This window comes from Brasilonema bromeliae SPC951, assembly GCF_012912135.1.
Taxonomy (GTDB): Bacteria; Cyanobacteriota; Cyanobacteriia; order Cyanobacteriales; family Nostocaceae; genus Brasilonema; species Brasilonema bromeliae.
The window spans coordinates 1-959 of the sequence record NZ_QMEB01000436.1 but is presented as its reverse complement, the minus strand read 5'-3'; the positions used below and the strand labels follow the sequence as shown (position 1 = coordinate 959).

1 pseudogene is annotated in these 959 nt (G+C 48.8%); it reads left to right on the top strand.

Going from position 1 to position 959, the window contains the following annotated elements:
• Positions 1-133: 133 nt before the first annotated feature.
• Positions 134-913 (top strand): annotated as a pseudogene (locus DP116_RS28320) (HAD-IC family P-type ATPase); the annotation flags it as partial.
• Positions 914-959 lie beyond the last annotated feature (46 nt).

Sequence of the window (959 nt, the reverse complement as noted above, 5' to 3'; positions counted from 1 at the left end):
CCCCCAACCGTATCCGTCAGTTCTTTAATCGTCAGATGTTCAATTTTCATACTCTCAGTTTACTCGAAACATTGACATTGACACTAATGTCAATGTGTAAGATAGAAAGATATCAATTTGGACATTTTCAGAAATGGTTTCTGCTTCCCCTTCCCGCCTTCGCTTTTTTAACCTTCTGAAGGAACACCCCGATGCAGTCGCGGCGATCTCTTGTGGGGTTCTGGTTTTCCTGGGCTGGCAAACGCTCAACTTTGGCTGGATTGGAGCCGCCCTCTTCATTCTGACCGCTGCCTACGTGATTGGTGGGTTTGAGAGTGCGCGTGAAGGCTTGACAACCCTATTTAAAGAAAAAGAACTTGATGTAGACTTGCTGATGATTGTGGCAGCCCTGGGAGCAGCAGGTCTGGGGCTATGGCGGCGGGAATATTACATGATTGTGGATGGTGCTGTCCTAATCCTGATTTTTGCGATTAGTGGCGCACTTGAAGGATATGCCATGCAGCGAACGGAGCGGAGTATTCAGGGGTTGATGAGTTTAACCACCGATACAGCGCGAGTGATGCGGAACGGGCAGGAACGAACTATACCGATTTCTGAGCTAAGGATAGGCGATCAAGTCTTGGTCAAACCGGGAGAATTAGTGCCGACCGATGGTTTGGTGATGGAAGGATTCAGTACGTTGAACCAGGCTTCAATCACAGGAGAATCGATTCCTGTAGAGAAAACTGTTGGTGATGAAGTTTTTGCAGGCACGATCAATGGCAGTGGTGCGCTGCGGCTCAAGATTCATCAACCGCCTGAAAGTAGCTTAATTCAGCGAGTCATCCGTCTCGTCCAGCAAGCTCAAAACGAAGCACCACCCTCGCAGCAATTTATCGAACGATTTGAGCGAAGCTATGCGAAGGTTATAGTGGGTGAGATGAAAACCCTGTGGCTTTAGCCCAGGGACGCCACATGCC